The sequence below is a fragment of the Pseudomonas sp. genome (assembly GCF_040514055.1).
In the GTDB taxonomy this organism is placed as follows: Bacteria; Pseudomonadota; Gammaproteobacteria; order Pseudomonadales; family Pseudomonadaceae; genus Aquipseudomonas.
Window position 1 is genome coordinate 20,078 of sequence record NZ_JBEVDL010000067.1, and the last position, 22,491, is coordinate 42,568.

Annotated in this window: 23 protein-coding genes; 11 read left to right on the forward strand and 12 right to left on the reverse strand. The window is 65.3% G+C overall.

Going from position 1 to position 22,491, the window contains the following annotated elements; all coding sequences use genetic code 11:
• The first annotated feature begins 46 nt into the window (after positions 1 to 46).
• The gene (locus tag ABWY06_RS17465; protein ID WP_353926845.1) at positions 47 to 571 is read left to right on the forward strand and encodes an Mpo1 family 2-hydroxy fatty acid dioxygenase; all 525 of its coding nucleotides are present in this window, start codon (positions 47 to 49) and stop codon (positions 569 to 571) included.
• A gap of 51 nt (positions 572 to 622) precedes the next feature.
• Here ABWY06_RS17465 and ABWY06_RS17470 read toward each other — a convergent pair whose 3' ends face one another.
• The 6 genes from ABWY06_RS17470 to oscA all read right to left on the reverse strand — a co-directional run bounded on the left by ABWY06_RS17470 (position 623) and on the right by oscA (position 5,985).
• On the reverse strand, positions 623 to 1,372 hold the full coding sequence (locus ABWY06_RS17470; RefSeq protein ID WP_353926846.1) for a hypothetical protein: 750 nt from the start codon (positions 1,370 to 1,372) through the stop codon (positions 623 to 625).
• Between the two features lie 320 nt (positions 1,373 to 1,692).
• On the reverse strand, positions 1,693 to 2,685 hold the full coding sequence (locus ABWY06_RS17475; RefSeq protein ID WP_353926847.1) for a sulfate/molybdate ABC transporter ATP-binding protein: 993 nt from the start codon (positions 2,683 to 2,685) through the stop codon (positions 1,693 to 1,695).
• A 5-nt stretch (positions 2,686 to 2,690) separates the two neighbouring features.
• Entirely contained in the window at positions 2,691 to 3,557 is an 867-nt protein-coding gene (gene cysW / locus ABWY06_RS17480; protein WP_353926848.1) for a sulfate ABC transporter permease subunit CysW, read from the reverse strand.
• A 10-nt stretch (positions 3,558 to 3,567) separates the two neighbouring features.
• Entirely contained in the window at positions 3,568 to 4,386 is an 819-nt protein-coding gene (gene cysT / locus ABWY06_RS17485) for a sulfate ABC transporter permease subunit CysT (protein WP_353926849.1), read from the reverse strand.
• Positions 4,387 to 4,641: 255 nt separating this feature from the next.
• Complete coding sequence (locus ABWY06_RS17490) at positions 4,642 to 5,640, reverse strand: sulfate ABC transporter substrate-binding protein (protein ID WP_353926850.1); 999 nt, start codon at positions 5,638 to 5,640, stop codon at positions 4,642 to 4,644.
• 162 nt (positions 5,641 to 5,802) lie between these two features.
• Positions 5,803 to 5,985, reverse strand: a complete 183-nt coding sequence (gene oscA / locus ABWY06_RS17495; protein ID WP_353926851.1) for a sulfur starvation response protein OscA — start codon at positions 5,983 to 5,985, stop codon at positions 5,803 to 5,805.
• 251 nt (positions 5,986 to 6,236) lie between these two features.
• Between oscA and ABWY06_RS17500 the strand changes: the two genes are divergently transcribed.
• The 3 genes from ABWY06_RS17500 to ABWY06_RS17510 all read left to right on the forward strand — a co-directional run bounded on the left by ABWY06_RS17500 (position 6,237) and on the right by ABWY06_RS17510 (position 8,785).
• On the forward strand, positions 6,237 to 6,818 hold the full coding sequence (locus ABWY06_RS17500; protein WP_353926852.1) for an alpha/beta hydrolase: 582 nt from the start codon (positions 6,237 to 6,239) through the stop codon (positions 6,816 to 6,818).
• A 97-nt stretch (positions 6,819 to 6,915) separates the two neighbouring features.
• Positions 6,916 to 7,839 carry a sigma 54-interacting transcriptional regulator gene (locus ABWY06_RS17505; RefSeq protein ID WP_353926853.1) on the forward strand — a complete coding sequence of 308 codons (924 nt, stop codon included), beginning with the start codon at positions 6,916 to 6,918 and terminating at the stop codon, positions 7,837 to 7,839.
• Positions 7,840 to 8,002: 163 nt separating this feature from the next.
• Complete coding sequence (locus tag ABWY06_RS17510) at positions 8,003 to 8,785, forward strand: MetQ/NlpA family ABC transporter substrate-binding protein (protein WP_353926854.1); 783 nt, start codon at positions 8,003 to 8,005, stop codon at positions 8,783 to 8,785.
• 91 nt (positions 8,786 to 8,876) lie between these two features.
• On the opposite strand, the gene mapR is transcribed toward ABWY06_RS17510, so the two are convergent.
• The 5 genes from mapR to ABWY06_RS17535 all read right to left on the reverse strand — a co-directional run bounded on the left by mapR (position 8,877) and on the right by ABWY06_RS17535 (position 15,115).
• Positions 8,877 to 10,286, reverse strand: coding sequence for a GntR family transcriptional regulator MpaR (gene mapR / locus ABWY06_RS17515; RefSeq protein WP_353926855.1), 1,410 nt, complete (start codon positions 10,284 to 10,286; stop codon positions 8,877 to 8,879).
• A 101-nt stretch (positions 10,287 to 10,387) separates the two neighbouring features.
• Complete coding sequence (gene ccoG / locus ABWY06_RS17520) at positions 10,388 to 11,788, reverse strand: cytochrome c oxidase accessory protein CcoG (protein WP_353926856.1); 1,401 nt, start codon at positions 11,786 to 11,788, stop codon at positions 10,388 to 10,390.
• A gap of 313 nt (positions 11,789 to 12,101) precedes the next feature.
• Positions 12,102 to 12,497, reverse strand: coding sequence for a hypothetical protein (locus tag ABWY06_RS17525; protein ID WP_353926857.1), 396 nt, complete (start codon positions 12,495 to 12,497; stop codon positions 12,102 to 12,104).
• Between the two features lie 310 nt (positions 12,498 to 12,807).
• The gene (locus tag ABWY06_RS17530) at positions 12,808 to 13,440 is read right to left on the reverse strand and encodes a class I SAM-dependent methyltransferase (protein ID WP_353926858.1); all 633 of its coding nucleotides are present in this window, start codon (positions 13,438 to 13,440) and stop codon (positions 12,808 to 12,810) included.
• Positions 13,441 to 14,068: 628 nt separating this feature from the next.
• The gene (locus ABWY06_RS17535) at positions 14,069 to 15,115 is read right to left on the reverse strand and encodes a mechanosensitive ion channel family protein (protein ID WP_353926859.1); all 1,047 of its coding nucleotides are present in this window, start codon (positions 15,113 to 15,115) and stop codon (positions 14,069 to 14,071) included.
• A gap of 284 nt (positions 15,116 to 15,399) precedes the next feature.
• On the opposite strand from ABWY06_RS17535, the gene ABWY06_RS17540 reads away from it, so the two are divergent.
• Positions 15,400 to 15,978: a sugar O-acetyltransferase gene (locus ABWY06_RS17540; RefSeq protein ID WP_353926860.1), complete on the forward strand. Its 579-nt coding sequence runs from the start codon at positions 15,400 to 15,402 to the stop codon at positions 15,976 to 15,978.
• A 39-nt stretch (positions 15,979 to 16,017) separates the two neighbouring features.
• Here the strand turns inward: ABWY06_RS17540 and ABWY06_RS17545 are convergent, their stop codons facing one another.
• The gene (locus tag ABWY06_RS17545; protein WP_353926896.1) at positions 16,018 to 17,013 is read right to left on the reverse strand and encodes a sulfate ABC transporter substrate-binding protein; all 996 of its coding nucleotides are present in this window, start codon (positions 17,011 to 17,013) and stop codon (positions 16,018 to 16,020) included.
• 240 nt (positions 17,014 to 17,253) lie between these two features.
• Here ABWY06_RS17545 and ABWY06_RS17550 point away from each other — a divergent pair, with 240 nt between their 5' ends.
• The 6 genes from ABWY06_RS17550 to ssuB all read left to right on the forward strand — a co-directional run bounded on the left by ABWY06_RS17550 (position 17,254) and on the right by ssuB (position 22,390).
• Positions 17,254 to 17,892: a peroxiredoxin gene (locus ABWY06_RS17550; protein WP_353926861.1), complete on the forward strand. Its 639-nt coding sequence runs from the start codon at positions 17,254 to 17,256 to the stop codon at positions 17,890 to 17,892.
• Positions 17,893 to 17,932: 40 nt separating this feature from the next.
• Entirely contained in the window at positions 17,933 to 18,526 is a 594-nt protein-coding gene (gene ssuE, locus ABWY06_RS17555) for an NADPH-dependent FMN reductase (RefSeq protein ID WP_353926862.1), read from the forward strand.
• A 103-nt stretch (positions 18,527 to 18,629) separates the two neighbouring features.
• Complete coding sequence (locus tag ABWY06_RS17560; protein ID WP_353926863.1) at positions 18,630 to 19,595, forward strand: sulfonate ABC transporter substrate-binding protein; 966 nt, start codon at positions 18,630 to 18,632, stop codon at positions 19,593 to 19,595.
• 35 nt (positions 19,596 to 19,630) lie between these two features.
• The gene (gene ssuD, locus ABWY06_RS17565; RefSeq protein ID WP_353926864.1) at positions 19,631 to 20,779 is read left to right on the forward strand and encodes an FMNH2-dependent alkanesulfonate monooxygenase; all 1,149 of its coding nucleotides are present in this window, start codon (positions 19,631 to 19,633) and stop codon (positions 20,777 to 20,779) included.
• 1 nt (position 20,780) lies between these two features.
• Positions 20,781 to 21,587, forward strand: coding sequence for an aliphatic sulfonate ABC transporter permease SsuC (gene ssuC / locus ABWY06_RS17570; RefSeq protein WP_353926865.1), 807 nt, complete (start codon positions 20,781 to 20,783; stop codon positions 21,585 to 21,587).
• The gene (gene ssuB / locus ABWY06_RS17575; protein WP_353926866.1) at positions 21,584 to 22,390 is read left to right on the forward strand and encodes an aliphatic sulfonates ABC transporter ATP-binding protein; all 807 of its coding nucleotides are present in this window, start codon (positions 21,584 to 21,586) and stop codon (positions 22,388 to 22,390) included. Before ssuC ends, ssuB begins: the two co-directional genes overlap by 4 nt.
• Positions 22,391 to 22,491: the final 101 nt, after the last annotated feature.

Sequence of the window (22,491 nt, forward strand, 5' to 3'; positions counted from 1 at the left end):
GGCTGGTTGGGCGCATCATTGTCGGCCCCCTTGCGGAGATACTTCCATGAAAAGCTTGACCGATCATCTGGCGCAGTACGCGGCGTATCACCGTGACCGGCGGAATATCTTCAGTCATTTTATCGGCATTCCACTGATCGTGGTGGGCGTGGCGGTGCTGTTGTCACGGCCGGGCTTCAGCCTGGCGGGCCTGTGGGTGTCGCCCGCGACGCTGACGGCGCTGGTGGCCTCGGGGTTTTACCTGCGCCTGGATCGACGCTTTGGCGGGGTCATGCTGCTGCTGCTGGGCTTGAGCCTGTGGGTCGGTCAATCCTGGGCGCTGCAAACCACCGCCGCCTGGCTGGGCGCCGGTATCGGCCTGTTCGTGGTCGGCTGGATCATCCAGTTCATTGGCCACTACTACGAGGGCCGCAAGCCGGCGTTCGTCGACGATGTGATGGGCCTGGCGATCGGCCCGCTGTTCGTGGTGGCCGAGCTGGCCTTTCTGCTCGGGCTGCGCCCTGAGGTGGAGCACGACGTGGTCAGTCGTGCCGGTCCCACCTGCATTCGTACGGCCAAGCACCCGGTTTGAGGCGAGGGGAACAGCGCCAGCCTGCGCTGGCGTTGCGCCCGCCGCCCGCGGCTATTTTTTCAGCGCCAGCCACTGGTTGCTGAAGGCGCGGGTATGACGGTCGACGGTGGTCGGTGCAAAGGGGCGTCCGGAGGCACTGACCAGTGCGCTGCTCTGACTGTTCAGGTCGCTCAGGGCGTTTTTCAGATAGCCCCAGCGGGTGCGCAGCTTGTCGACACTGGCCGGGTCCTTGGCGGTCAGGCTGCCCAGTTGCGCATCGATGGAGGGCACCAGCAGCCGCTCGTCCTGGCCCAGGTACTGCTCGCCATGTTCACGGGCGATCTCGAAGTTGCCCATGTAGGAGCGGTAAAGGTATTGCACCGCGAGGTATTCGACCTTGGCGGGCAATTCGTCTGTGGCTGGGCTTTGGGCCTGGCTGTAGGCGGCGAAGAGGAACTCGCGCAGCGACTTGCTCAGCTCCTGGGGGTAGCGCCAGGGCATGTCCTCTTCCTTGGGGCCATAGGAAACACCGTTGCGCAACTGGGTAACAAGTTCTTGGTGGCTGGTACGCAAGGCCGCACTGGGCTTGCTGACGGCCTGAAAGGCGTTCTCCAGGGCCAGCAGGTCGCTGTCGAAGCGTTTTTGATGGCCGGTTTGAAAGCCCTCGCCGCGAAACAGCAGCAGGCTGCTGGTAGTTCGGCAGGCGAACACCTGAACCTGCTCCAGCGGCGTCAGGGCCGCGGCCAGCGCGCTGGAGGAAAAGCCGACCATCAACCCCATGGCCCACAGGAACAGGCCGTAGATCAAAGATGTGTAGCGCATGCCGAGGGGCTCCTTATTATTTTTTTAAGCAGTGCGAATCCAGGCGTCAGCGCAAGCGTGACAAGGTTCACAGCGTACTGGGTCGGCGGCCAAGCGGAATTACCCGAAAGAGTGATTTAGAGGCCCATGGCCACGTACTGTCAACTGGCTATTTTTTCCCGCGTGGTCGCTGCCGGCCCCCGGCGGAGCGGGCTCAGGGGTACAGGTCGCGCAGCCCGAGGGCCCGGGCAGGTGGACGGCAGGGCGGGGGGGTTGCGCGCGCAGGTGCCCGTCAGACCGGGCACCCATCTTTAGGTGGGGCGCGCGATGCGCCCGGGTGATCAGCGTGGCGCGTTGATCGGTTGGCCACCCTTGGGCTTGAAGTACAGGGTCTCGCCCCGCGCGAGGTCCGCCAGGCTGCCGTGATCCTTGGCCACTTCCGCTTCGATGGGTTCGACCTGCCCCGAGACGGTGAGGGTGATCCGGGTGATGGCGCCGAGTGGGCGGATATCGCGGACCTGGGCCGGCAGGTGATCGGCCAGGGCCTGGCGTGACAGCGACACCTCGTGGGGACGGAACAGCACGTGGTGATCGTCGCCCAGGTGCAGGCGATTGGAGTCGCCGAGGAAGTGATAGACGAAATCGCTGGCCGGATGCTCGTACACCTCACCCGGCGCCCCGATCTGCTCGATCACGCCCTTGTTCATCACCACGATACGGTCGGCGACCTCCATCGCCTCCTCCTGGTCGTGAGTGACGAACACCGAGGTCAGGTGCACCTCCTCGTGCAGGCGCGCCAGCCAGCGCCGCAGCTCCTTGCGCACCTTGGCGTCCAGGGCGCCGAAGGGCTCATCCAGCAGCAGCACCTTGGGCTCCACGGCCAAGGCGCGGGCCAGGGCGATGCGCTGGCGTTGCCCGCCGGAGAGTTGTTCGGGGTATCGGTCGGCCAGCCAGTCCAACTGCACCAGGTCGAGCAGGGTGTGGACTTTCTTGGCGATCAGGTTCTCGTCCGGCCGCTCTTTCTTCGGCTTCATGCGCAGGCCAAAGGCGACGTTGTCGAACACCGTCATATGGCGGAACAGGGCGTAGTGCTGAAACACGAAACCGACGTTACGGTCCCGCACATCGCGTCCCGAGACGTCCTCGCCGTGGAACACGATGCTGCCGCGATCGGGGGTCTCCAGGCCGGCGATGATGCGCAGCAAGGTGGTTTTGCCACAACCAGACGGGCCGAGCAGGGCGACCAGCTCGCCGCTGTTGATATCCAAGCTGATGTCGTTGAGCGCGCGGAAGGCGTTGAAGTTCTTGCTGACATTACTGACTTCGATGGACATAAGGCTTACTCCGGCGCGCCTGATTGGCGTAGGCGGTTGATACGGGACTCGCTCCACTGCTTGAGCAGCAGGATGAGTAACGCCAGGATCAACAGCAGGCTGGCGACACTGAACGCAGCGACGTGGTTGTATTCGTTGTAGAGAATCTCGACATGCAGCGGCAGGGTGTTGGTGTAGCCACGGATATGCCCGGACACCACCGACACCGCGCCGAACTCGCCCATGGCCCGCGCGGTGCACAGCACCACCCCGTAGATCAGGCCCCAGCGGATGTTCGGCAGCGTGATGTGCCAGAACATCTGCCAGCCATTGGCGCCCAGCAGGCGCGAGGCCTCTTCTTCCTGGGTGCCCTGTTCCTGCATCAGCGGGATCAGTTCGCGGGCGACGAAGGGTACGGTGACGAAGATGGTTGCCAGCACGATGCCGGGCAGGGCGAAGACGATCTGGATATCGCGGTCCTGCAGCCACTCGCCAAAAAAGCCCTGGGCGCCGAACAGCAGCACGTAGACCAGGCCGGCGATCACCGGCGAGACCGAGAACGGCAGATCGATCAGGGTCACCAGCAGGCTTTTGCCGCGAAACTCGTATTTGCTTACGCACCAGGCGGCGGCGACCCCGAACAACAGGTTCAGCGGCACCGAAATGCCCACCGCCAGCAGGGTCAGGGTGAGTGCGGAAAGGGCGTCGGGTTCCAGCATCGAGGTGAAGAAGGTTCCCAGGCCGAGCTTCAGCGCCTCGGACAACACCACGTAGAGCGGCAGCAGCAGAAACAGCGCGAACACCAGCCAGGCTGCGCCGATCAGCAGGGTGCGGGCCAACGGATTGCTGCGCCGCGCTGCGTTGGCGGAGGCAGCAAGGGTCATTGCACTCATGGCAGGCTCCTCAAGGGGTTTCAATGCGCCGCTGCAGCAGATTGATCAGCAGCAGCAGGACAAAAGACACCATCAACATCAGTACCCCGATGGACGTGGCCCCGGTGTAATCGTACTGGTCGAGTTTGACCATGATCAGCAACGGCAGGATCTCCGTCTTCATCGGCATGTTGCCGGCGATAAAGATCACCGAACCGTATTCGCCCACCCCGCGGGCGAAGGCCAGGGCAAAGCCGGTCAGCCAGGCGGGCAGCAAGGCCGGCACCAGGATATGGCGGAACACCTGCAGCGGTTTGGCGCCCAGGCAGGCGGCCGCCTCTTCGACCTCGCGCGGGATATCGGCCAGTACCGGCTGCACGGTGCGCACCACGAACGGCAGGGTGACGAAGGTCAGCGCCAGGGTAATGCCCAGTGGCGTGTAGGCGATCTTGAACCCCAGGTCGGCGGCGAATTGGCCGACCAGGCCGGCGGGGGCGTAGAGGGCGGTCAAGGCAATGCCGGCCACCGCGGTGGGCAGGGCGAACGGCAGGTCGATCATGGCGTCGATCACCTTGCGCCCGGGGAAGCGGTAACGCACCAGCACCCAGGCCAGCAGGGTGCCGATGACGCCATTGAGCAGGGCGGCGAACAGGGCGGTGCCGAAGCTCAGCTTGAGCGCGGCGACCACCCGGGGCGCACTGATGATGGTCCAGAATTGCTCCCAGGTGAGCTGGGAGGCGTGCACGAACATGGCACCCAGGGGTATCAGCACCAGGAGGCTGAGGTACACCAAGGTGTAGCCCAGCGTCAGCCCGAAGCCGGGTATGACGGGGGAAATACGGCGGGACATAGGACCTCGGCGGTAGTGATAAAGGGCCGTGAAAGGGCAAACCGTAGGATGGGTTGAGGCGCGTAGCGCCGCTACCCATCGCCGCGCGGCATGGGTATCGCTGTGCTCAACCTGGGCAGCCCCCCCATTCATTATTCTGAAGCGTGACGAGCGACGGTCAGACCAGGCGCAAGCCGGCGAGGGCCGCGGAGTTTACGAACTGTAAATGAGCAGCCCGAGCCGACTTGCAACGCCGTATGACCTAGCGCAGTAGCTTCAATGGGCCTGATAAATTTGATCGAACACCCCGCCATCATTGAAGAACTTAGGCTGTGCAGTTTTCCAGCCGCCGAAGTCCTTGTCGATGGTCACCAGCTTCAGGGTCGGGAACTGTTGGGCGAACTCGGCTGCCACCTTGGCATCACGGGGGCGGTAGAAGTTCTTCGCGGCGATGCGCTGGCCTTCCTCGCTGTACAGGTGCTTCAGGTAGGCTTCGGCCACTTCGCGGGTGCCTTTCTTGTCGACGTTCTTGTCGACCACCGCCACCGGTGGTTCGGCCAGGATGGACAACGAGGGTGCGATGATTTCGAAGTTATCGCCGCCTTGCTCTTTCAGCGCCAGGAAGGCCTCGTTCTCCCAGGCCAGCAGCACGTCGCCGATCTGGTTGTTGACGAAGGTGATGGTCGAACCGCGTGCGCCGGTGTCCAGCACCGGGACGTTCTTGTACAGCTTGCGCACGAAATCCTGGGCCTTGTCGTCACTGCCCAGGGTCTGTTGCGCATAGGCCCAGGCGGCCAGGAAGTTCCAGCGCGCGCCGCCGGAGGTCTTGGGGTTGGGGGTGATCACTTCGACGCCGGGCTTGACCAGGTCATTCCAGTCCTTGATGCCCTTGGGGTTGCCCTTGCGCACCAGGAACACGATGGTCGAGGTGTAGGGCGTACTCGCCTCCGGCAGGCGGCTTTGCCAGTCGGCTGGCAGCAGCTGCCCCAGTTTGTTGAGCTCGTCGATGTCGCCGGCCAAGGCCAGGGTCACCACGTCGGCGCGCAGGCCGTCGATGACCGCACGGGCCTGTTTGCCCGAACCGCCGTGGGATTGTTGCACTTTGATCGCTTCGTGGCCCTGGGCCGTCCAGTACTTATTGAACGCGGCGTTGTATTCCTGGTACAGCTCGCGAGTCGGGTCGTAGGACACGTTCAACAGCTCGGTGGCGGCCAGGGTGGGACCGGCGAACAGGCTGGTGGCCAGCGCGGCCAAGGCAAAACGGCGAAGGGTCATGGTGAGGCTCCTAAACAGGCGATAACACGCGGCGTTGGCTAGTTTTTTTGGGGTCTAACAGTGGCAGTGCGCATCGAAGCTCGACAACGCCCTGGTACAGCGGGGAGACAGCCTTGGCGGAAGCATCCTCCGGTGGCCCGGTCGGACTGGGGCGGGAGGTGCTCAGGCGGACTTGCCGCCGGCGCCCTGCAGGCGGAACTTCTCCTTGCGTTCGATCTGCACCACTTGGCCGTTGTGCACCGTGATTTCCACCGCGCCGAATTTCAGGCCCTGCAGGGCGGCCTGGATTTCACGCAGGATGCTGGCGTCGTCCTGGCCTTCTACGCTTCTGAGAGTGGCGCTCATAAATCTGCTCCTTGGAATGAGGGGGCCCGGTTGGCGAAAGTGGCGGGCATGGGACGGATCTTAAAACGAGGATTCATATTCCCGTAAATACTGTTTAAGAATTTTTATATAACCGATTTAAAAATCTCACGCACCACCATTCTTCCAAAAAGTAATAAGCAAATAAATTCTTATTCCTTCATGCCTGACGCCTGCCTGCCTACACTGGCCCCTGTCACCTGATTGCAGGTCTTGCACACGAGGGCGCCGCCATGGGCAGCGAGTCGATCCGTTATCTGATAGTTCCCGGCTGGCAGGGTTCGGCCGATGACCATTGGCAGAGCCACTGGCAGCGCAGCCTGCCCAATACCCAGCGCCTGGAGCGGCTCGACTGGCTCGCCCCCAATCGCGACGCCTGGTGTGCCGAGTTGCAGCGTCAGGTGGCCGCCGATCCGCGGCCGGTGATCCTGGTGGCTCACAGCCTGGGTTGCATCACTGTGGCGCATTGGGCCGCCCAGGCCCCTGCGCACCTGTTGCAGCGGGTCAGCGGCGCGCTGCTGGTGGCACCCGCGGATGTCGAACGCCCCGGTTGCCCGCTGGCGCTGCAGGGGTTCGCGCCGATTCCCGATCAACCGCTGCCGTTTCCCTGCCAAGTGGTCGGCTCCGATAACGACGCGGCGGCCAGTGCCGCCCGCGCCTTGCAACTGGCGCGGCAGTGGCAAGCCGAGGCGGCCATCCTGAGCGGCGCCGGGCACATCAACGTGAAGTCCGGACACCAGCGCTGGGAGCAGGGGTTCAGCTACCTGTACCGCCTGCAGAGCCGCATCGAATCACAGGCTCGGCGCCGGGCCTGAGTGCACCCGGGCGCGTGGTCGCGACGGGTGCTGTCGCGTTTTTTTCATTACCAGTGCCCCGTCTGCGCCCTCTGGTTCGGCGGGGCGGGAGTTTTTCATGAGCCGTCCCCCTGTCCCTGTCCATGCGTTTTTGACCTTTCCCGAGGCGGAGAAAAGCGCGCTGAGCATTCGCGCCAAGGCGCTGGTGTTTATCGACCCGCGTTCACGGCAACTGCGCGAGGCCTTGCAGCTATTGGCGCCGCGCGATCTGCCGGTACTGGTGGAGGGCGAAACCGGTACCGGCAAGGAATTGCTGGCCCGGCATATCCACCGCGAAAGCGATCGCCCCGGGCTGTTCGTCTCCCTCAGTTGCAGCAGTCTCAGCCCCAGCCAGGCCGAAGCCGAATTGTTCGGTTACAGCACGACGACGCCGACCCGCTCGGCCAGCAGCCGTGCCGGCTGGTTCGGTTCGGCCAATGGCGGCATCCTGTACCTGGATGAAATCGGCGACCTGCCGCTGGCGCTGCAACGTCAGCTGCTGGCGGCCCTGGAAACCCGCGAGGTGACCCGGGTCGGCGCATCCCAGGCGACCCCGGTGGAGGTGCGCCTGGTCGCCGCGACCAGCATCGACCTGGCCCAGGCGGTAGCGGCGGGCAAGTTCGACGAGCGCCTCTACCTGTACCTGAGTGAGGGCCGGCTGGTGCTGCCTCCGTTGCGTGAGCGGGTCGGCGATATCCTGCCGCTGGCCGAGTATTTCCTCGGCAGTTACACCCAACGCCTGCGTCTGCCGGTGCCCTTGATCAGCGAGGCCGCCCAGCAGGTACTGGAACAGCACGCCTGGCCCGGCAACACCCGCGAGTTGGAAAACGTGGTGCATTTCGCCCTGCTGGTCAGCCGTGGCGAGGAAATCCTGCCGGAGCATTTGAACCTGCCCGGCATCGACGATCCGCTGGCGATCATCGCGCGCCAGTTGGCCCGGCTGCGCGGCCGACCCGAGGCGCTGGTCCAGACCCGGGCCTTGGTGGAGCGGGTGCTGGGCTGAAACCGGCTCTATTTTGTTATTTCTAAAAAGAATAACAAAATAGATAAATAATATTTTATCGGTATAAAAAAACACCGTACTGTCCACCCATCGCGACATCGTTGCGGTTCGGTCAACTGTTCACCGCTCGCCCCAGGCGACGGCTCACTCAAGGACGCTTCCCATGAAAAAGATTTTTGTGCTCGGTGCACTGGCTGCTGCGCTGTCCATCGGTCTGGCCCAGGCCGGCGAAAAACTGGTGGTCGCCGCGACCCCGGTACCCCATGCCGAGATCCTCGAGCTGATCAAGCCGCAGCTGGCCAAGGACGGGGTGGACCTGGAAGTGAAAGTATTCACCGACTATGTGCAGCCCAACCTGCAGGTCGATCAGAAAAACCTGGATGCCAACTACTTCCAGACCAAACCCTACCTGGACAATTTCAACAGCGGCAAAGGCACTCATCTGGTGATCGTCCAGGGCGTGCACGTCGAACCGTTCGGCGGTTACTCGAGCAAGTACAAGAAGCTCAGCGATCTGCCGGACGGCGCCACCATCGCCATCCCCAATGAAGGCAGCAACAGTGGTCGCGCCCTGCTGCTGCTGCAGAAGGCTGGCCTGCTGACCCTGAAAGACTCGAGCAATGCCCTGTCCACCCCGAAGGACATCGCCAGCAACCCGAAACACTTCAAGTTCAAGGAACTCGAGGCGGCGCTGTTGCCACGGGTGCTGGACCAGGTCGACCTGGCGTTGATCAACACCAACTACGCCTTGGAAGCCAAGCTGGACCCGAGCAAGGATGCGCTGGTGCTGGAAGACAAGAGCTCGCCCTATGTGAACTACCTGGTGGCGCGCCCGGACAACCAGAACAGCGAGGCGATCAAAAAACTGGCCCTGGCCCTGACCAGCCCGCAGGTCAAAGCCTTTATCGAAGAGAAATACCACGGCGCGGTGGTACCGGCATTCTAAGCACGCCCCGTCACACCGTTTTCGCCAGCTTTCCTCATGCCGGTGCTCCATGCACCGGCTTTTTTTTGCCTGGTTTTTGCCGGCACCGACCTCACATCGCCTGAATGATCCGCCCGAGGGTCGCCAGGCCCTGCTCGCAGCGGGCGTCCCAGGGATGGCCGTAGTTCAGCCGGACGCAGTTGCGAAACCGCCGGGTCGGGGAAAAGATCGGTCCGGGGGCGAGGCTGATGCCCTGGGCCAGGGCGAGCTGGAACAGCGCGAGCGAGTCCACCCGCTCGGGCAACTCCAGCCAGAGAAAATAGCCCCCGGCCGGTTGGGTCACCCGGGTTTCGGCCGGCAGGTGGCGTGCCACCGCGCCCAGCAGCGCGGCCTGTTGCTCCTGCAGGGCATAGCGCAGGCGGCGCAAGTGCCGGTCGTAATCGCCGTGCTGCAGGTAGTCGGCAATGGCGGCCTGGGCCGGCAACGAGGCGGACAGGGTGGTCATCAGTTTCAGCCGCTCGACCATCTGCGCAAATCGCCCGGCGGCCACCCAGCCGACCCGGTAACCGGGGGCCAGGCTCTTGGAAAACGAACCGCAGTGCATCACCAGCCCGCTGCGGTCGAAGGCCTTGGCCGGTTTGGGCGGTTGCGTGCCGAAGTACAGCTCGGCGTAGACGTCGTCCTCGATCAACGGCACCTGGTGTCCTGCCAGCAATTCGACCAGCGCCTGCTTCTTGGTATCCGGCAAGGTCGCGCCCAGGGGGTTCTGGAAACTGGTCATAAACCAGCAGGCCTTGATCGGGTGCAGCGCCAGGGCCTCGGCCAGGGCCGCGAGATCGACGCCTTCGCGTGGGTGCACCGGTATCTCCACCGCCTTGAGCTTGAGGCGCTCCAGCACCTGCAAGCTGGCGTAGAAGGCCGGAGCCTCGATTGCCACCGTATCGCCGGGTTGGGTCACGGCCTGCAGGCAGAGGTTCAGGGCCTCCAGCGCGCCATTGGTGATCAGCAGCTCTTCCAGCGGCAGCATGACCCCGCCGACCATGTAGCGCAGGACGATCTGCCGGCGCAGCGCCGGGTTACCCGGCGACAGGTCCGCCACCAGCAGCCGTGGATCCATCTCCCGGGCGCTGCGCGCCAGGGAACGGGCCAGGCGTGGCAAGGGGAACAGCAGCGGGCTGGGGAACGCCGAACCGAACGGCAGGATGGCGGGGTCTTTGATCGAGGCCAGCACGGAAAACACCAGCTCACTGACATCCACCTCGGTGGACTGCCGCGGCCCCTTGCTGATCAAGGGCTCGGCCAGGCTGCGCGAGGCGTGCCGGCTGACGAAATAGCCGGAACGCGGGCGGGCGTGGATCAGTCCGCGGCGTTCCAGCAGGTAATAGGCCTGGAACACGGTGGACGGGCTGACCCCCTGGGTCTGGCTGGCGTAGCGTACCGAGGGCAGGCGCGCGTCGGGTGCCAATACGCCGCTGCGGATCAGCTCGGCGATTTCCTCGGCGAATTTCTCGTAGCGTTTCATCGGCTCCTGGCTGGCGAGTGGCGCGCTGTGCTGGCGCCACTCTAAAGGCAAATCGCCGGCGCGGCGACCCTGCCTTGGTGGGCCGCCGGTGCCGTGCCCCATCAGCGCCGGGTCGGTGCGATAAAGGTGCTGCTGGCCTGGTCGCGGCTGGCCGGGTCGGTCTGGTCGACCACGGCGAACGCCAACGCCTGGCGGCTGGCGCCGGCCGCGTCGGCCAGCAGCGCCACCGACACCGGCAGCACCCGCATCTCGCCTGCCGCCAGTTCGATCCGGGTCGGCCCGTGCAGCTCGAAACCCTCGGCCTGCTCCAGGCTCAGGCCATAGGTCCGGGCCTGCTGGGTCTTGTTGATTACCTTGAGGCTGTAGACGTTCTCGATCTGGCCTCGTTCGTTCTCGCGAAACAGCCCGCGGTCCTTGGCCACGTCCAGCGACACCAGCGGCCGGTTGGCCAGCGCCCAGCCGAAGGCCAGCAGCATCAGCAGCAGCGCGCTGCCATAGCCGAGCAGTGTCGGCCGCAGCAGGCGGGTCTTGCCGCCGGCCAGGCGGCGCTCGGAACGGTAACCAACCAGGCCGCGGGGGTAGGCCATCTTGTCCATGATCGAGTCGCAGGCATCGATGCAGGCGGCGCAGCCGATGCAGTCGATCTGCAGGCCGTCACGGATATCGATACCGGTCGGACAGACCTGGACACACAGCTGGCAGTCGATGCAGTCGCCGAGCCCCTGGGCCTGTGGCGTGCTGTCCTTGCGCCGCGGGCCGCGCCGTTCGCCACGCCGGGTGTCGTAGGCGACCAGTTGGGTATCGGCGTCGAACATCACACTCTGGAACCGCGAGTAGGGGCACATGTGCAGGCATACCTGTTCGCGCAGGAAACCGGCGTTGAGGTAGGTGGCGGCGGTGAAGAACAGCGTCCAGAACAGGCTGGCGCCGCCCATCTCGCCACTGGCCAGGTCGGCCAGCAGCGGCCGGATCGGGGTGAAGTAGCCGACGAAGGTCAGGGCCGTGGCCAGGCTGATCAGCAGCCAGAGGACGTGCTTGGAGGTCCGCCGGGCGAGTTTCTCCAGGCGCCAGGGCGCGGCGTCCAGCTTGATCCGGCGGTTGCGTTCGCCCTCGGTGACCCGTTCGCACCACATAAATACCCAGGTGAAGACGCTCTGCGGGCAGGCGTAGCCGCACCAGACCCGCCCGGCCAGCACGGTGATAAAAAACAGCCCGAAGGCGCAGATGATCAGCAGCGCCGAGAGCAGGATAAAGTCCTGGGGCCAGAAGGTCGCGCCGAAGATATGGTACTTGTGCTCGGACAGGTCCCAGAGCACCGCCTGGCGCCCGTTCCAGGGCAGCCACAGGGTGCCGAAATAGAGCAGGAACAACAGGCCGCCACCGAGCAGGCGCAGGGTGCGAAAGCGTCCGCTGAAACTGCGGGTGTGAATCTTGCCGGCCTTGGCGGGCGTGTTTCCTCGGGGCGTGATATCGAGCAGCGCGATGGCAATCGGGTCGGTCATGGGTCGGTCCTCCGCCGCAAGAAGGCGGCGCGGCGCACTATGGCGCTGGGACCGAGGAGGAAACAGATTCAGATTGCGCTGGAAAAAGCGGATCAGAGGCGCTAAAGGCCTGGCTGCAGGGAGTGCGACAATCCGGCGCGGGGACGGCCCCGCTCAACGGGCACTGATCTGCGTGATATCGCAGTATTGATTGCTGTACCGAAATGGGGCATGCGCCCGCGACCGTGTGGGGCTCCAGCCTTGGGCCCTGGTAACCAGGGCAATGGGGGAAAGCCCAGAGCTGAGCCCGCCTGCTGGGGGCGGGCCTCAGACCCTAGCAGTCCACCGCGAAGTGCCATTTGATGTCCTGCTCGGCGAGGGCCGACAGCACCCATTCGTAGTCCTGCAGGTCGTCGATCAGCGCGCTGCCATTGGCCAGGGAGCCCGGGTGGGTCACCAGGTGGCCATGCAGGGCGCGCACCGTCTTCAAGCCATCTTCGGCTTCGAACCAGGCTTCGGTGAGCAAGTCGCCGGTCTCGTCGTCGGCGTCGAGGAACTCCATGAATTCGTCGGCGTTCTGGCTGACGAAGGCCCAGATCGAGGTGACCTTGAGGCTTTTGCACAGCTCCTCGAGTTCGATTTCGTCGACCTTGGCAATCGCCTTGCCATTGACGAAGTCATCGACGCCCGGGAGGGGCCTTTCTGGAACGATGTAAATTGCAGCACCCATAACGACCTCACTCTTCTGTCGGCCGCGCAAGACCGGAATGTTTGCGAGCATAGTCCCAGGCGGGGAGTGGCGACCGTGATCGCCTGCCGGTATTGAGCGGCGTTTATCTTGGTTTCGTGAGCTGCCTCGCAGTCGGGCGCGGCGGCTTTATGCTGACACTGGTCTAGACCATGGAGTCGCTAGCCCAGGCGGGGATCGGCCGAGGTTCCCGAAACGACCTCGGCGTAGCCAGGGCCGCCCGGGAAGGGCCGCCCGGGTAAGGGCCGCCCAGAAAAGCGGCGTGCGAGTGTAGGGGCTGTTGAAGGCCGGATCAATCCGCGGTTTTGCGCCACAGGCTGGCAAGCCAGGGTTGTTGCGCGCGCGGCAGCCCGTGGGGGCGGTAGTAATGCTCCAGTTCCGTGAAGCCGGCGGCCAACAGGTGCCGCCGCCATTGAGGCAGGTCGTGGTAGGCCGCGTAGCGGTCGCCATTCCAGCCCTCCTGGTTATCCCCGCGCGGGTTGGAGCTGAACAGCACGCCGCCCGGCTTGAGCGTCCCGTGCAGTTGGCCCAGCACCCGCGGCAACAGCTGAACCGGCACGTGAAACAGCACCGCGTTGGCGAACACCCCGTCGAAGCGCTCGGGCGGCAGGTCCAGCTGCAGGAAGTCCTGCTGCCAGACCTCGCAGCCGCTGTCGAGCCGCGCCATCTCGGCGAAGCGCGCACAGCCGTCCAGGCCAATGGCCTGGTGCCCCAGGGCGCTGAACGTCTTCAGATCGCGCCCCGGCCCGCAGCCGAAATCGAGAATCTGCAGCGGTGCCGGGCCCTCGAGGTGGCGCAGCAGGGCGGCGATGTTCTGGCTGACATCGTGGTCGCGCGTGCCTTCGCGAAACGCCTCGGCGGCCTGCTCATAGTGCTGCAGGGTCAGTCGGGTAATCTGGAGCAGCTCGTCGGTGGGCAGGTTCATGGCGTGGGTCTGATGGCAGGTCGAAGACGATGCCCGGACTTATACCGAAGTTCTCGCGGCGATGGCAACGCGATGGTGTTCGGCGTTCGCGGCTTGGAGGTGCAGCATGGGTATCGCTGTGCTCAACCCATCCTACGGGCCTGTACGGCGCTTTGTAGGATGGGTTGAGCGAAGCGATACCCATCAATGATTGACCACCAGCAGCCCCTGCGTCCGCGCCGTCCACACCTGGGCCTCCGCCGCCCCCATGGGGCAGCGCGATGGTGTTCAGCGTTCGCGGCTTGGAGGTACAGCATGGGTATCGCTGTGCTCAACCCATCCTACGGACCTGTACGGCGCCTTGTAGGATGGTGTTGAGCGAAGCGATACCCATCAATGATTGACCACCAGCAGCCGCTGAGGGTCCAGGCGAACAACGCCTGGCCGCGGGTGTTTTCCGGGCGAGTGATGACGCGCAAAGACGCCTGCGGGGAGGATGGTGGCGCGGCATGGTCGGGGCGCAAGGGCGTCGTCACAGCAGGCGATTTGCATTCAGGTGGGATCTACCCAGGGCCGGGGATGATAGCGGTTCATCCGGGGGCCGGGCGCGGCAGTGACGGTAGAGTCGGCGCTGCAGCAGGCGTCTGTATCATACCGGTGGTTGGCGCTGCGGCTGGGCGTTCGGCGGCGGCGCCTGGGCGCTGTCGGGGTGGCCAACCTTCAGGTCCGCCCGTAGCTGGGGCAGGCAGTGGGGATATTCGCGGGCAATAAAGCCGATCAGGTGCTCACGCACATGGCAGCGCAGGTCCCAATTGCGCGATGAATCCGTCGAGCTCACCAGCGCGCGCAGCTGCAGCGCGTGCTCGCTGCTGTCGACCACCTGCAGCACGCAGACCCGTTGGTCCCACAGCTGCGGTGCGGCGTTCACCAGCCGCCGGAGCTCCTCGCGCAGGGGTTCGAGCGGCAGCGAATAATCGACCCAGAGAAATACCGAGCCGATCAGGTTGGCGTTGTTGCGGGTCCAGTTCTGGAAGGGTTTTTCCAGGAAATACTGCAGCGGCACGACCAGGCGCCGATCGTCCCAGATCCGTACGATGACGTAGGTGGCGGTGATTTCCTCGATGCGGCCCCATTCGTTTTCGATAATGACTACGTCGTCCAGGCGGATCGGCTGGGTAAAGGCGATTTGCAGGCCGGCGATCAGGTTGGCCAGTACCGGGCGCGCGGCGAACCCCACGGCTAGCCCGGCCAGGCCTGCGGAGGCCAGCAGGCTGGTGCCCAGCTGGCGCGCTCCGGGGAAGGTCATCAGCATGGCCGCGCAGCCGATCAGCAGCACGAAGAAACTCAGGGTTCGCACCAGCACCCGGGCCTGGGTCTGGATCCGTCGGGCGCGCAGGTTGTCCAGCACATCCAGTGGATTGCGCACTATCACCAACTGCTCCACGGCACGCACCGCGCCGAGCCCCAGCCAGGTCAGGGCGCCGATGATCAGCAGCAGGGTCGCCTGGCGCGCGAAGGCGATGTACCCCAGGGTGTCCGGCGCCGAGGTCCAGACCGCCTGCAGGCCGACCAAGGGCAGCAGCAGGCGCAGCGGCCGGTCGAGTTGTTCGCTCAATTGCCGGGCGAAGGGAAAGGCCCGGGACAGGCGCAGCATCAGCGCGGTCAGCAGGCGCCCGGCCAGGGACAGCACCAGCAACACGGCGCCTGCGGCCAGCAGGGTGCGTAGCGCCGGTTGTTGCAGCAGCTGGTGCCACTGCGGCCAGGTCGTGCTCGGTTGGGAAAAATCGATGGGGCGGCTCCGGTCGTCTGTCGCTTACCCAGCACTGACCGGCCGCGCGCCCTGGAAGTTCAGCCGCGGCGGCAGTTGAGGCCGGTTGCGCGGTGCGGGCGGCCCGCGCCGCGTCGCTCGGCAAGGCCCAGGCAACCCCTGGCCACGGACAGACTCCAATGCCCGGTGACGGACAGCTCCGGGAGACAGGCATGACCGAAAAACAGAAGATGCTCGACGGCCAGTTATACGATCCGGCAGACGCGGAGTTGCGCGCCGAGCAGGCGCTGACGGCGCACTGGTTGCAACGCTACAACCGCCTGCTGGACCCGGCGCAGCAGCACGCCCTGTTGCGCGAGCGTTGCGCCGAGGTTGGCGAAGCGACCTGCGTGCGCGCGCCCTTTCACTGCGACTATGGCTTCAATATTCGCCTGGGCGCGGGGGTCTTTATCAATTTCAATTGCGTGATCCTCGACGTGGCGGCGGTCAGCATCGGCGACGGCACGCAGATCGGCCCCGGGGTGCAACTGCTCACCGCCGACCATCCGCGCGACCCGCGCCAGCGCCGCGCCGGGTTGGAGTCCGGCAAGCCGATCCGCATCGGGCGCAATGTCTGGATCGGGGCTGGGGCGCTGCTGCTGCCCGGTGTCAGCATTGGCGACGATGCGCTGATCGGTGCCGGTGCCGTGGTCACCCGCGACGTGCCCCCGGGGCGCAGCGCGGTGGGCAACCCGGCGCGGCTGCTGCCGCTGGCAAATGACGACGGACAATGGGGGGATCAAGGCGCATAAAAAAGCCCGGCGCAGGCCGGGCTCGATATGCCGGGGTGATCAGGGTGTGCTGTAGATCTGGTCGAACACGCCGCCGTCCTTGAAGTGGGTCTGCTGGATCTGCGGCCATTCGCCGAAGGTTTTCACCACCGGCAGAAAATCCACCTTGGGGAAGCGGTCGGCGAACTCGGCGAGAATGGCCGGATCCCGTGGCCGCAGGTAGTTATTGGCGGCGATCCGCTGGGCCTCCGGGGACCACAGGTAGCTCAGGTAGGCCTCGGCCTCCTTGCGCGTGCCCTTCTTGTCGACCACCTTGTCCACCAGGGTCACCGGCGGCTCGGCTTCGGCCGAGACGCTGGGGTAGACCACCTCGAATTCGCCCCGCCCGAATTCCCGGGCGATCATCTCGGCTTCGTTCTCGAAGGTCAGCAGCACGTCACCGATCTGGTTCTGCATAAAGGTGGTGGTCGCCGCCCGGCCACCGGTGTCCAGCACCGGCGCCTGCTTGAACAGCTTGCCGACGAACGTGCGCGCAGCCTGCTCGTCACCACCCTGCTTGAGCACGTAACCCCAGGCCGACAGGTAGCTGTAGCGCCCGTTGCCTGAGGTCTTGGGGTTGGGCACCACTACCTGCACGCCGTCCTTGAGCAGGTCCGGCCAGTCCTTGAGGCCCTTGGGGTTGCCCTTGCGCACGATAAACACCGTGGCCGAGGTAAAGGGGGCACTGTTGTCCGGCAGGCGGGTGGCCCAGTCCTTCGGGATCAGTTGGCCGACATCGTGCAGGGCATTGATGTCGGTGGCCATGTTCATGGTGATCACGTCGGCCGGCAGGCCGTCGATCACCGCGCGGGCCTGTTTGCTCGAGCCGCCGTGGGACATCTGGATGGTCAACGCCTTGCCGCCTTCAGCCTCCCAGTGCTTTTGGAAGGCTGCGTTGTAGTCCTTGTAGAAGTCGCGCATCACATCGTAGGAGACGTTCAGTAGCGTGCTCGCATGGGCCCCCGACGCCAGCAGCAGGGTAGCGCCGAGCAGGGAGCGGGACAGCAGGCGGGGCAGTGTTTTCATGAAGGGAGTCCTGAAAGGAGGCGCGACAACGCTCGACTATAAACGGATCGATATAGCTTCAAATAGAATAATTAGTAATTTTCTTATGCGATTTAAGCTTGCTTAGGGCGAGCGCTGAGCGCGGCCTTTTATATTCTAAAAAGTAATAAATAAATTGTTATTTATTCTTTTTAAATTTTACGCTGACTGGCCATAGTGCAGCCACGCCACCACTGCACCAGGAGCCGCACCATGAGTATCCGCCTCGGCGACCTCGCCCCCGATTTTGAACAGGACTCCAGCCAGGGGCCTATCCACTTTCACCACTGGCTGGGTGAGGCCTGGGGTGTGCTGTTTTCCCATCCGGCGGACTTCACCCCGGTGTGCACCACCGAGCTGGGCTTGACCGCCAGCCTGGCGCCGCAGTTCGCCGCGCGCAACGTCAAGGCCATCGCCCTGTCGGTGGATCCGGTGGAATCGCACCAGCGCTGGATACTCGACATCAACGAGACGCAGAACACCCAGGTCAATTTTCCGATCCTGGCCGATGCCGACCGCAAGGTCTCGCAACTGTACGACCTGATCCACCCCAATGCCAACGACACGCTGACGGTGCGCTCGCTGTTCGTCATCGACCCGCAGAAGAAAGTCCGCTTGATCATCACCTACCCGGCCAGCACCGGACGTAACTTCAACGAGATCCTGCGGGTGATCGATTCGCTGCAACTGACCGACAGCCACAAGGTGGCCACGCCGGCCAACTGGCAGGACGGCGACGAGGTGGTCATCGTGCCCTCGCTGAAGGACGAAGCGGAAATCCAGCGGCGCTTTCCCAAGGGCTACCGCGCGGTCAGACCCTACCTGCGCTTGACCCCGCAGCCCAACCGTTGATGGCCAGCGTGCGCCCTTACCTGATTGAAAGGACTGAGTGATGCAGGTCGTTGCGATTGGCGGAAGCCCCAGCCTCACATCCCGTTCGGGCCTCCTGCTCGAGCGAGCCCGTCACGGTTTGCAGCGCCGTGGGGTGGAGGTGGTGAGTTACCAGATCCGTGATTTCCCGGCCGAGGACTTGTTGCATGCGCGCTTCGACAGCCCGTTGGTGATCGACCTGCAGCAACAGGTCGCCGCGGCCGATGGGTTGTTGATCGCCACGCCGGTGTACAAGGCCTCGTTGTCCGGCGCGTTGAAAACCCTGCTCGACCTGCTGCCGGAGCGCGCCCTGGAACACAAGGTGGTACTGCCCTTGTCCACTGGCGGCAGCAACGCGCACATGCTGGCGGTGGACTACGCCTTGCGTCCGGTGCTGGCGGCTTTGAAGGCCCAGGAGATGCTGCACGGCGTGTTCGCCGACGACGGCCAGATCGTCTACGCCGAGGGCGCCGCGGCGGCACGCCTGGCACCCGGTCTGGAGCAGCGCCTGGAAGACGCCCTGGAGCAGTTCTACAGCGCCCTGGCGCGGCGGCCCAAGCCGCTCGACCCACAGCTGTTGAACGAGCGCCTGATCGCGGCGCGTTGGAGCATGTAAGACAGCCCCGAACGGCTCTATCAGCGAAACACTAAAAACAGCCTTACTGAGCCGTCAACGGAGCAGCAGGCGCCACCACCCCAAGACGACAAAGGAGAGCGCCATGCGCCCTGTCACTCTGCGTCGAAGCCTGGTCGCCCTGTTTATCTCGGCCCTGGCGGTCGGCGTCAACAGCAACGTTCAGGCCGAGACCCTGCGAATCGGTTATCAGAAATACGGCACCCTGGTGCTGCTCAAAGCCCGCGGCACGCTGGAGAAGCGCCTGGCCAGCCAGGGCATCGACGTCAAGTGGACCGAGTTCCCCGGTGGCCCGCAGCTGCTGGAAGGGCTGAACCTGGGCTCCATCGATTTCGGCACCACCGGTGAGGCCCCGCCGATCTTCGCCCAGGCGGCCGGTGCCGACCTGCTGTATGTCGCCCATGAACCGCCGGCGCCGCTGAGCGAGGCGATCCTGTTGCCCAAGGACTCGTCCATCACCACGGTGGCGCAGCTCAAGGGCAAGAAAATCGCCCTGAACAAAGGCTCCAACGTGCATTACCTGCTGGTGCGGGCGCTGGAAGAAGCGGGCCTGTCGATCGGCGACATCACCCCGGTCTACCTGCCGCCGGCCGATGCTCGGGCCGCCTTCGAGCGCGGCAGCGTCGACGCCTGGGTCATCTGGGACCCCTTCCAGGCCGCCGCCGAGCAGCAGCTGCAGGCGCGCACCCTGCGCGATGGCCAGGGCCTGGTGAGCAACCATCAGTTCTACCTGGCGGCCCGGCCGTTCGCCGAGCGCCACCCGGAGGTGATCGGTGCCCTGGTCGAGGAAATTCGCACCGTCGGTGAATGGACCCAGCGCAGCCCTGAGGAAGCCACCGCCCAGGTCGCGCCCTTGCTCGGGCTGTCCGCCGACATCACCCGCATCGCCGTGCAGCGCCAGGGTTATGGCGCGCGCTGGATCGACGAGCCGGTGGTCGCCGCCCAGCAGCGCATCGCCGACACCTTCAGCCAACTCAAGTTGATCCCCAAACCCCTGAGCATTCGCGACGTGGTCTGGACGCCGCCGGCCAAGGTCGCCCTGGCGCCCTGATTTTGCCCCTTACGCCTACGCAAGGAGACCATTGCATGGCACTGAATATCTTCTGGTTCCTGCCGACCCACGGCGATGGCCATTACCTGGGCACCACCGAGGGCGCGCGGGCGGTCGACCACGGCTACCTGCAGCAGATCGCCCAGGCGGCCGATCGCCTGGGCTTCGGTGGCGTGCTGATCCCCACCGGCCGTTCCTGCGAGGACTCCTGGCTGGTGGCGGCGTCCCTGATCCCGGTCACCCAGCGACTGAAGTTCCTCGTCGCGTTGCGCCCGGGCATCGTCTCGCCGACCGTGGCGGCGCGCCAGGCGGCCACCCTGGATCGGCTGTCCAATGGCCGGGCGCTGTTCAACCTGGTCACCGGTGGCGACCCTGACGAACTGGCCGGCGATGGCCTGTTTCTCAGCCATGAGGAGCGTTACCAGGCGAGCGTCGAGTTCACCCATATCTGGCGGCGGGTGCTGGAAGGCGAAACCGTCGACTTCGAGGGCCAGCATATCCAGGTCAAGGGCGCCAAGCTGCTCTACCCGCCGGTGCAACAGCCGCGTCCGGCGCTGTATTTCGGCGGCTCTTCCGAGGCCGCCCAGGACCTCGCCGCCGAACAGGTGGAGCTGGCATTGACCTGGGGCGAACCCCCTGCCGCGGTGGCGGAAAAAATCGCCCAGTTGCGGGAAAAGGCCGCCGCCCGCGGGCGCACCCTGCGCTTCGGCATTCGCCTGCACGTGATCGTGCGGGAAACCACGGCCGAGGCCTGGCAGGCCGCCGAGCGGCTGATCGCCCACCTGGACGATGCCACCATCGCCCGCGCCCAGGCTTCCCTGGCCCGTTTCGACTCGGTCGGCCAACAGCGCATGAGCGCGCTGCACGGCGGTAACCGCGATCGCCTGGAAGTCAGCCCCAACCTCTGGGCCGGGGTCGGCCTGGTGCGCGGCGGCGCAGGCACCGCGCTGGTCGGCGACGGCCCGACGGTGGCGGCGCGGATCGAGGAATACGCGGCCCTGGGTATCGACACCTTTATCCTCTCCGGCTACCCGCACCTGGAGGAATCCTACCGGGTCGCCGAGCTGTTGTTTCCGCACCTGGACGTGGCGCGGCCCGCCGCACCCCAGGGGGCCAGCTATATCAGCCCCTTCGGTGAAATGATGGCCAGCGACCTGCTGCCCAAGACCGCGGAGCGTCACTGAGATGGCCGCCTCCCTCGCCCGCGCGCCCCTTCGGGCCATCGGCCTGCGCCTGGCGCCCTGGTTGCTGCCGCTGCTGCTGCTGGCGGTCTGGCAGCTGGCGAGCAGCAGCGGCTGGTTGTCCACGCGCATCCTGCCGGCGCCCGGCGCGGTGCTGGCGGCGGCGGTGAGCCTGATCGAGAGCGGCGAACTCTGGCGGCACCTGGGGATCAGCGGCTGGCGCGCGGCCATCGGTTTTGCCATAGGCGGGGGCCTCGGCCTGTTGCTGGGCTTTGTCACCGGCTTGTCGACCTGGGGCGAACGCCTGCTGGACAGCTCGGTGCAGATGATCCGCAACGTGCCGCACCTGGCGCTGATTCCCCTGGTGATCCTCTGGTTCGGTATCGACGAGGCGGCAAAGATCTTCCTGGTTGCCCTCGGCACGCTATTTCCCATCTACCTCAACACCTACCACGGCATTCGCAACGTCGACCCGGCGTTGGTGGAGATGGCGCGCAGTTACGGCCTCTCCGGCGTTGCCCTGTTCCGCCAGGTGATATTGCCGGGGGCGCTGCCGGCGATTCTGGTGGGGGTGCGTTTTGCCCTGGGTTTTATGTGGCTGACCCTGATCGTCGCGGAAACCATTTCTGCCGATGCCGGCATCGGTTACCTGGCGATGAACGCCCGCGAATTCCTGCAGACCGACGTGGTGGTCCTGGCCATCCTGCTCTACGCCGTGTTGGGCAAACTGGCCGACTTGGCCGCGCGGGGCCTGGAGCGCCTGTGGCTGCGTTGGCATCCGGCGCATCAGCCCCAGGGAGCGACCCCATGAACGCAATTCATCAGCTGCCGGCCCGCGCCCAGGGGCTCGAGCTGGGCATCCACCAGGTCAGCCGGGCCTTTGGCGAACGCCAGGTCCTGCGCCACCTCGACCTGCGGATCGAACCCGGCCAGTTCGTCGCCGTGGTCGGTCGCAGCGGCTGTGGCAAGAGCACCCTGCTGCGGTTGTTGGCCGGCCTGGATGCCCCCACCCAGGGCGTGTTGCAGGCCGACCAGGGCGACCTGGCGGCGGTGCGCGACGACATTCGCCTGATGTTCCAGGAGGCCCGCCTGCTGCCGTGGAAAACCTTGCTGGAGAACGTCGGGCTGGGCCTGGACGGCGATTGGCAACCGCGGGCGCGGCAAGCGCTGGCCGCGGTCGGCCTGGCCGACCGCGCCCTGGAGTGGCCCGCGGCGCTGTCCGGCGGGCAGAAACAACGGGTGGCGCTGGCCCGGGCCTTGATCCACCGGCCCCGCCTGCTGTTGCTCGACGAGCCGCTCGGCGCCCTGGACGCGCTGACCCGCATCGAAATGCAACAGCTGATCGAGCAGCTCTGGCTGCAGCAGGGCTTTACCGTGCTGCTGGTTACCCACGATGTCAGCGAAGCGCTGGCCATGGCCGATCGGGTGATCCTGATCGAGGATGGCCGGGTCGGCCTGGACCTCGCCGTCGACCTGCCGCGGCCCCATGCCCGGGGCTCGGCGGCCCTGGCGGCGTTGGAGGCCCAGGTGCTGAGCCGGGTGCTGGCGCAGCCGCCACTGCCCGTCGAGGTGCCCGTCGCGCCCCGCGCCACGCAATTGCAGTGGGCGCTGTGAGGCGCTCCGGTTTGGCCATCAGCGGCCCTTTTTTACCGGTCTGGAGCGCCCCTGGCGCCCGGCTCGAATACCGCAAGACCTGCAAGATCCCTACCCATCAG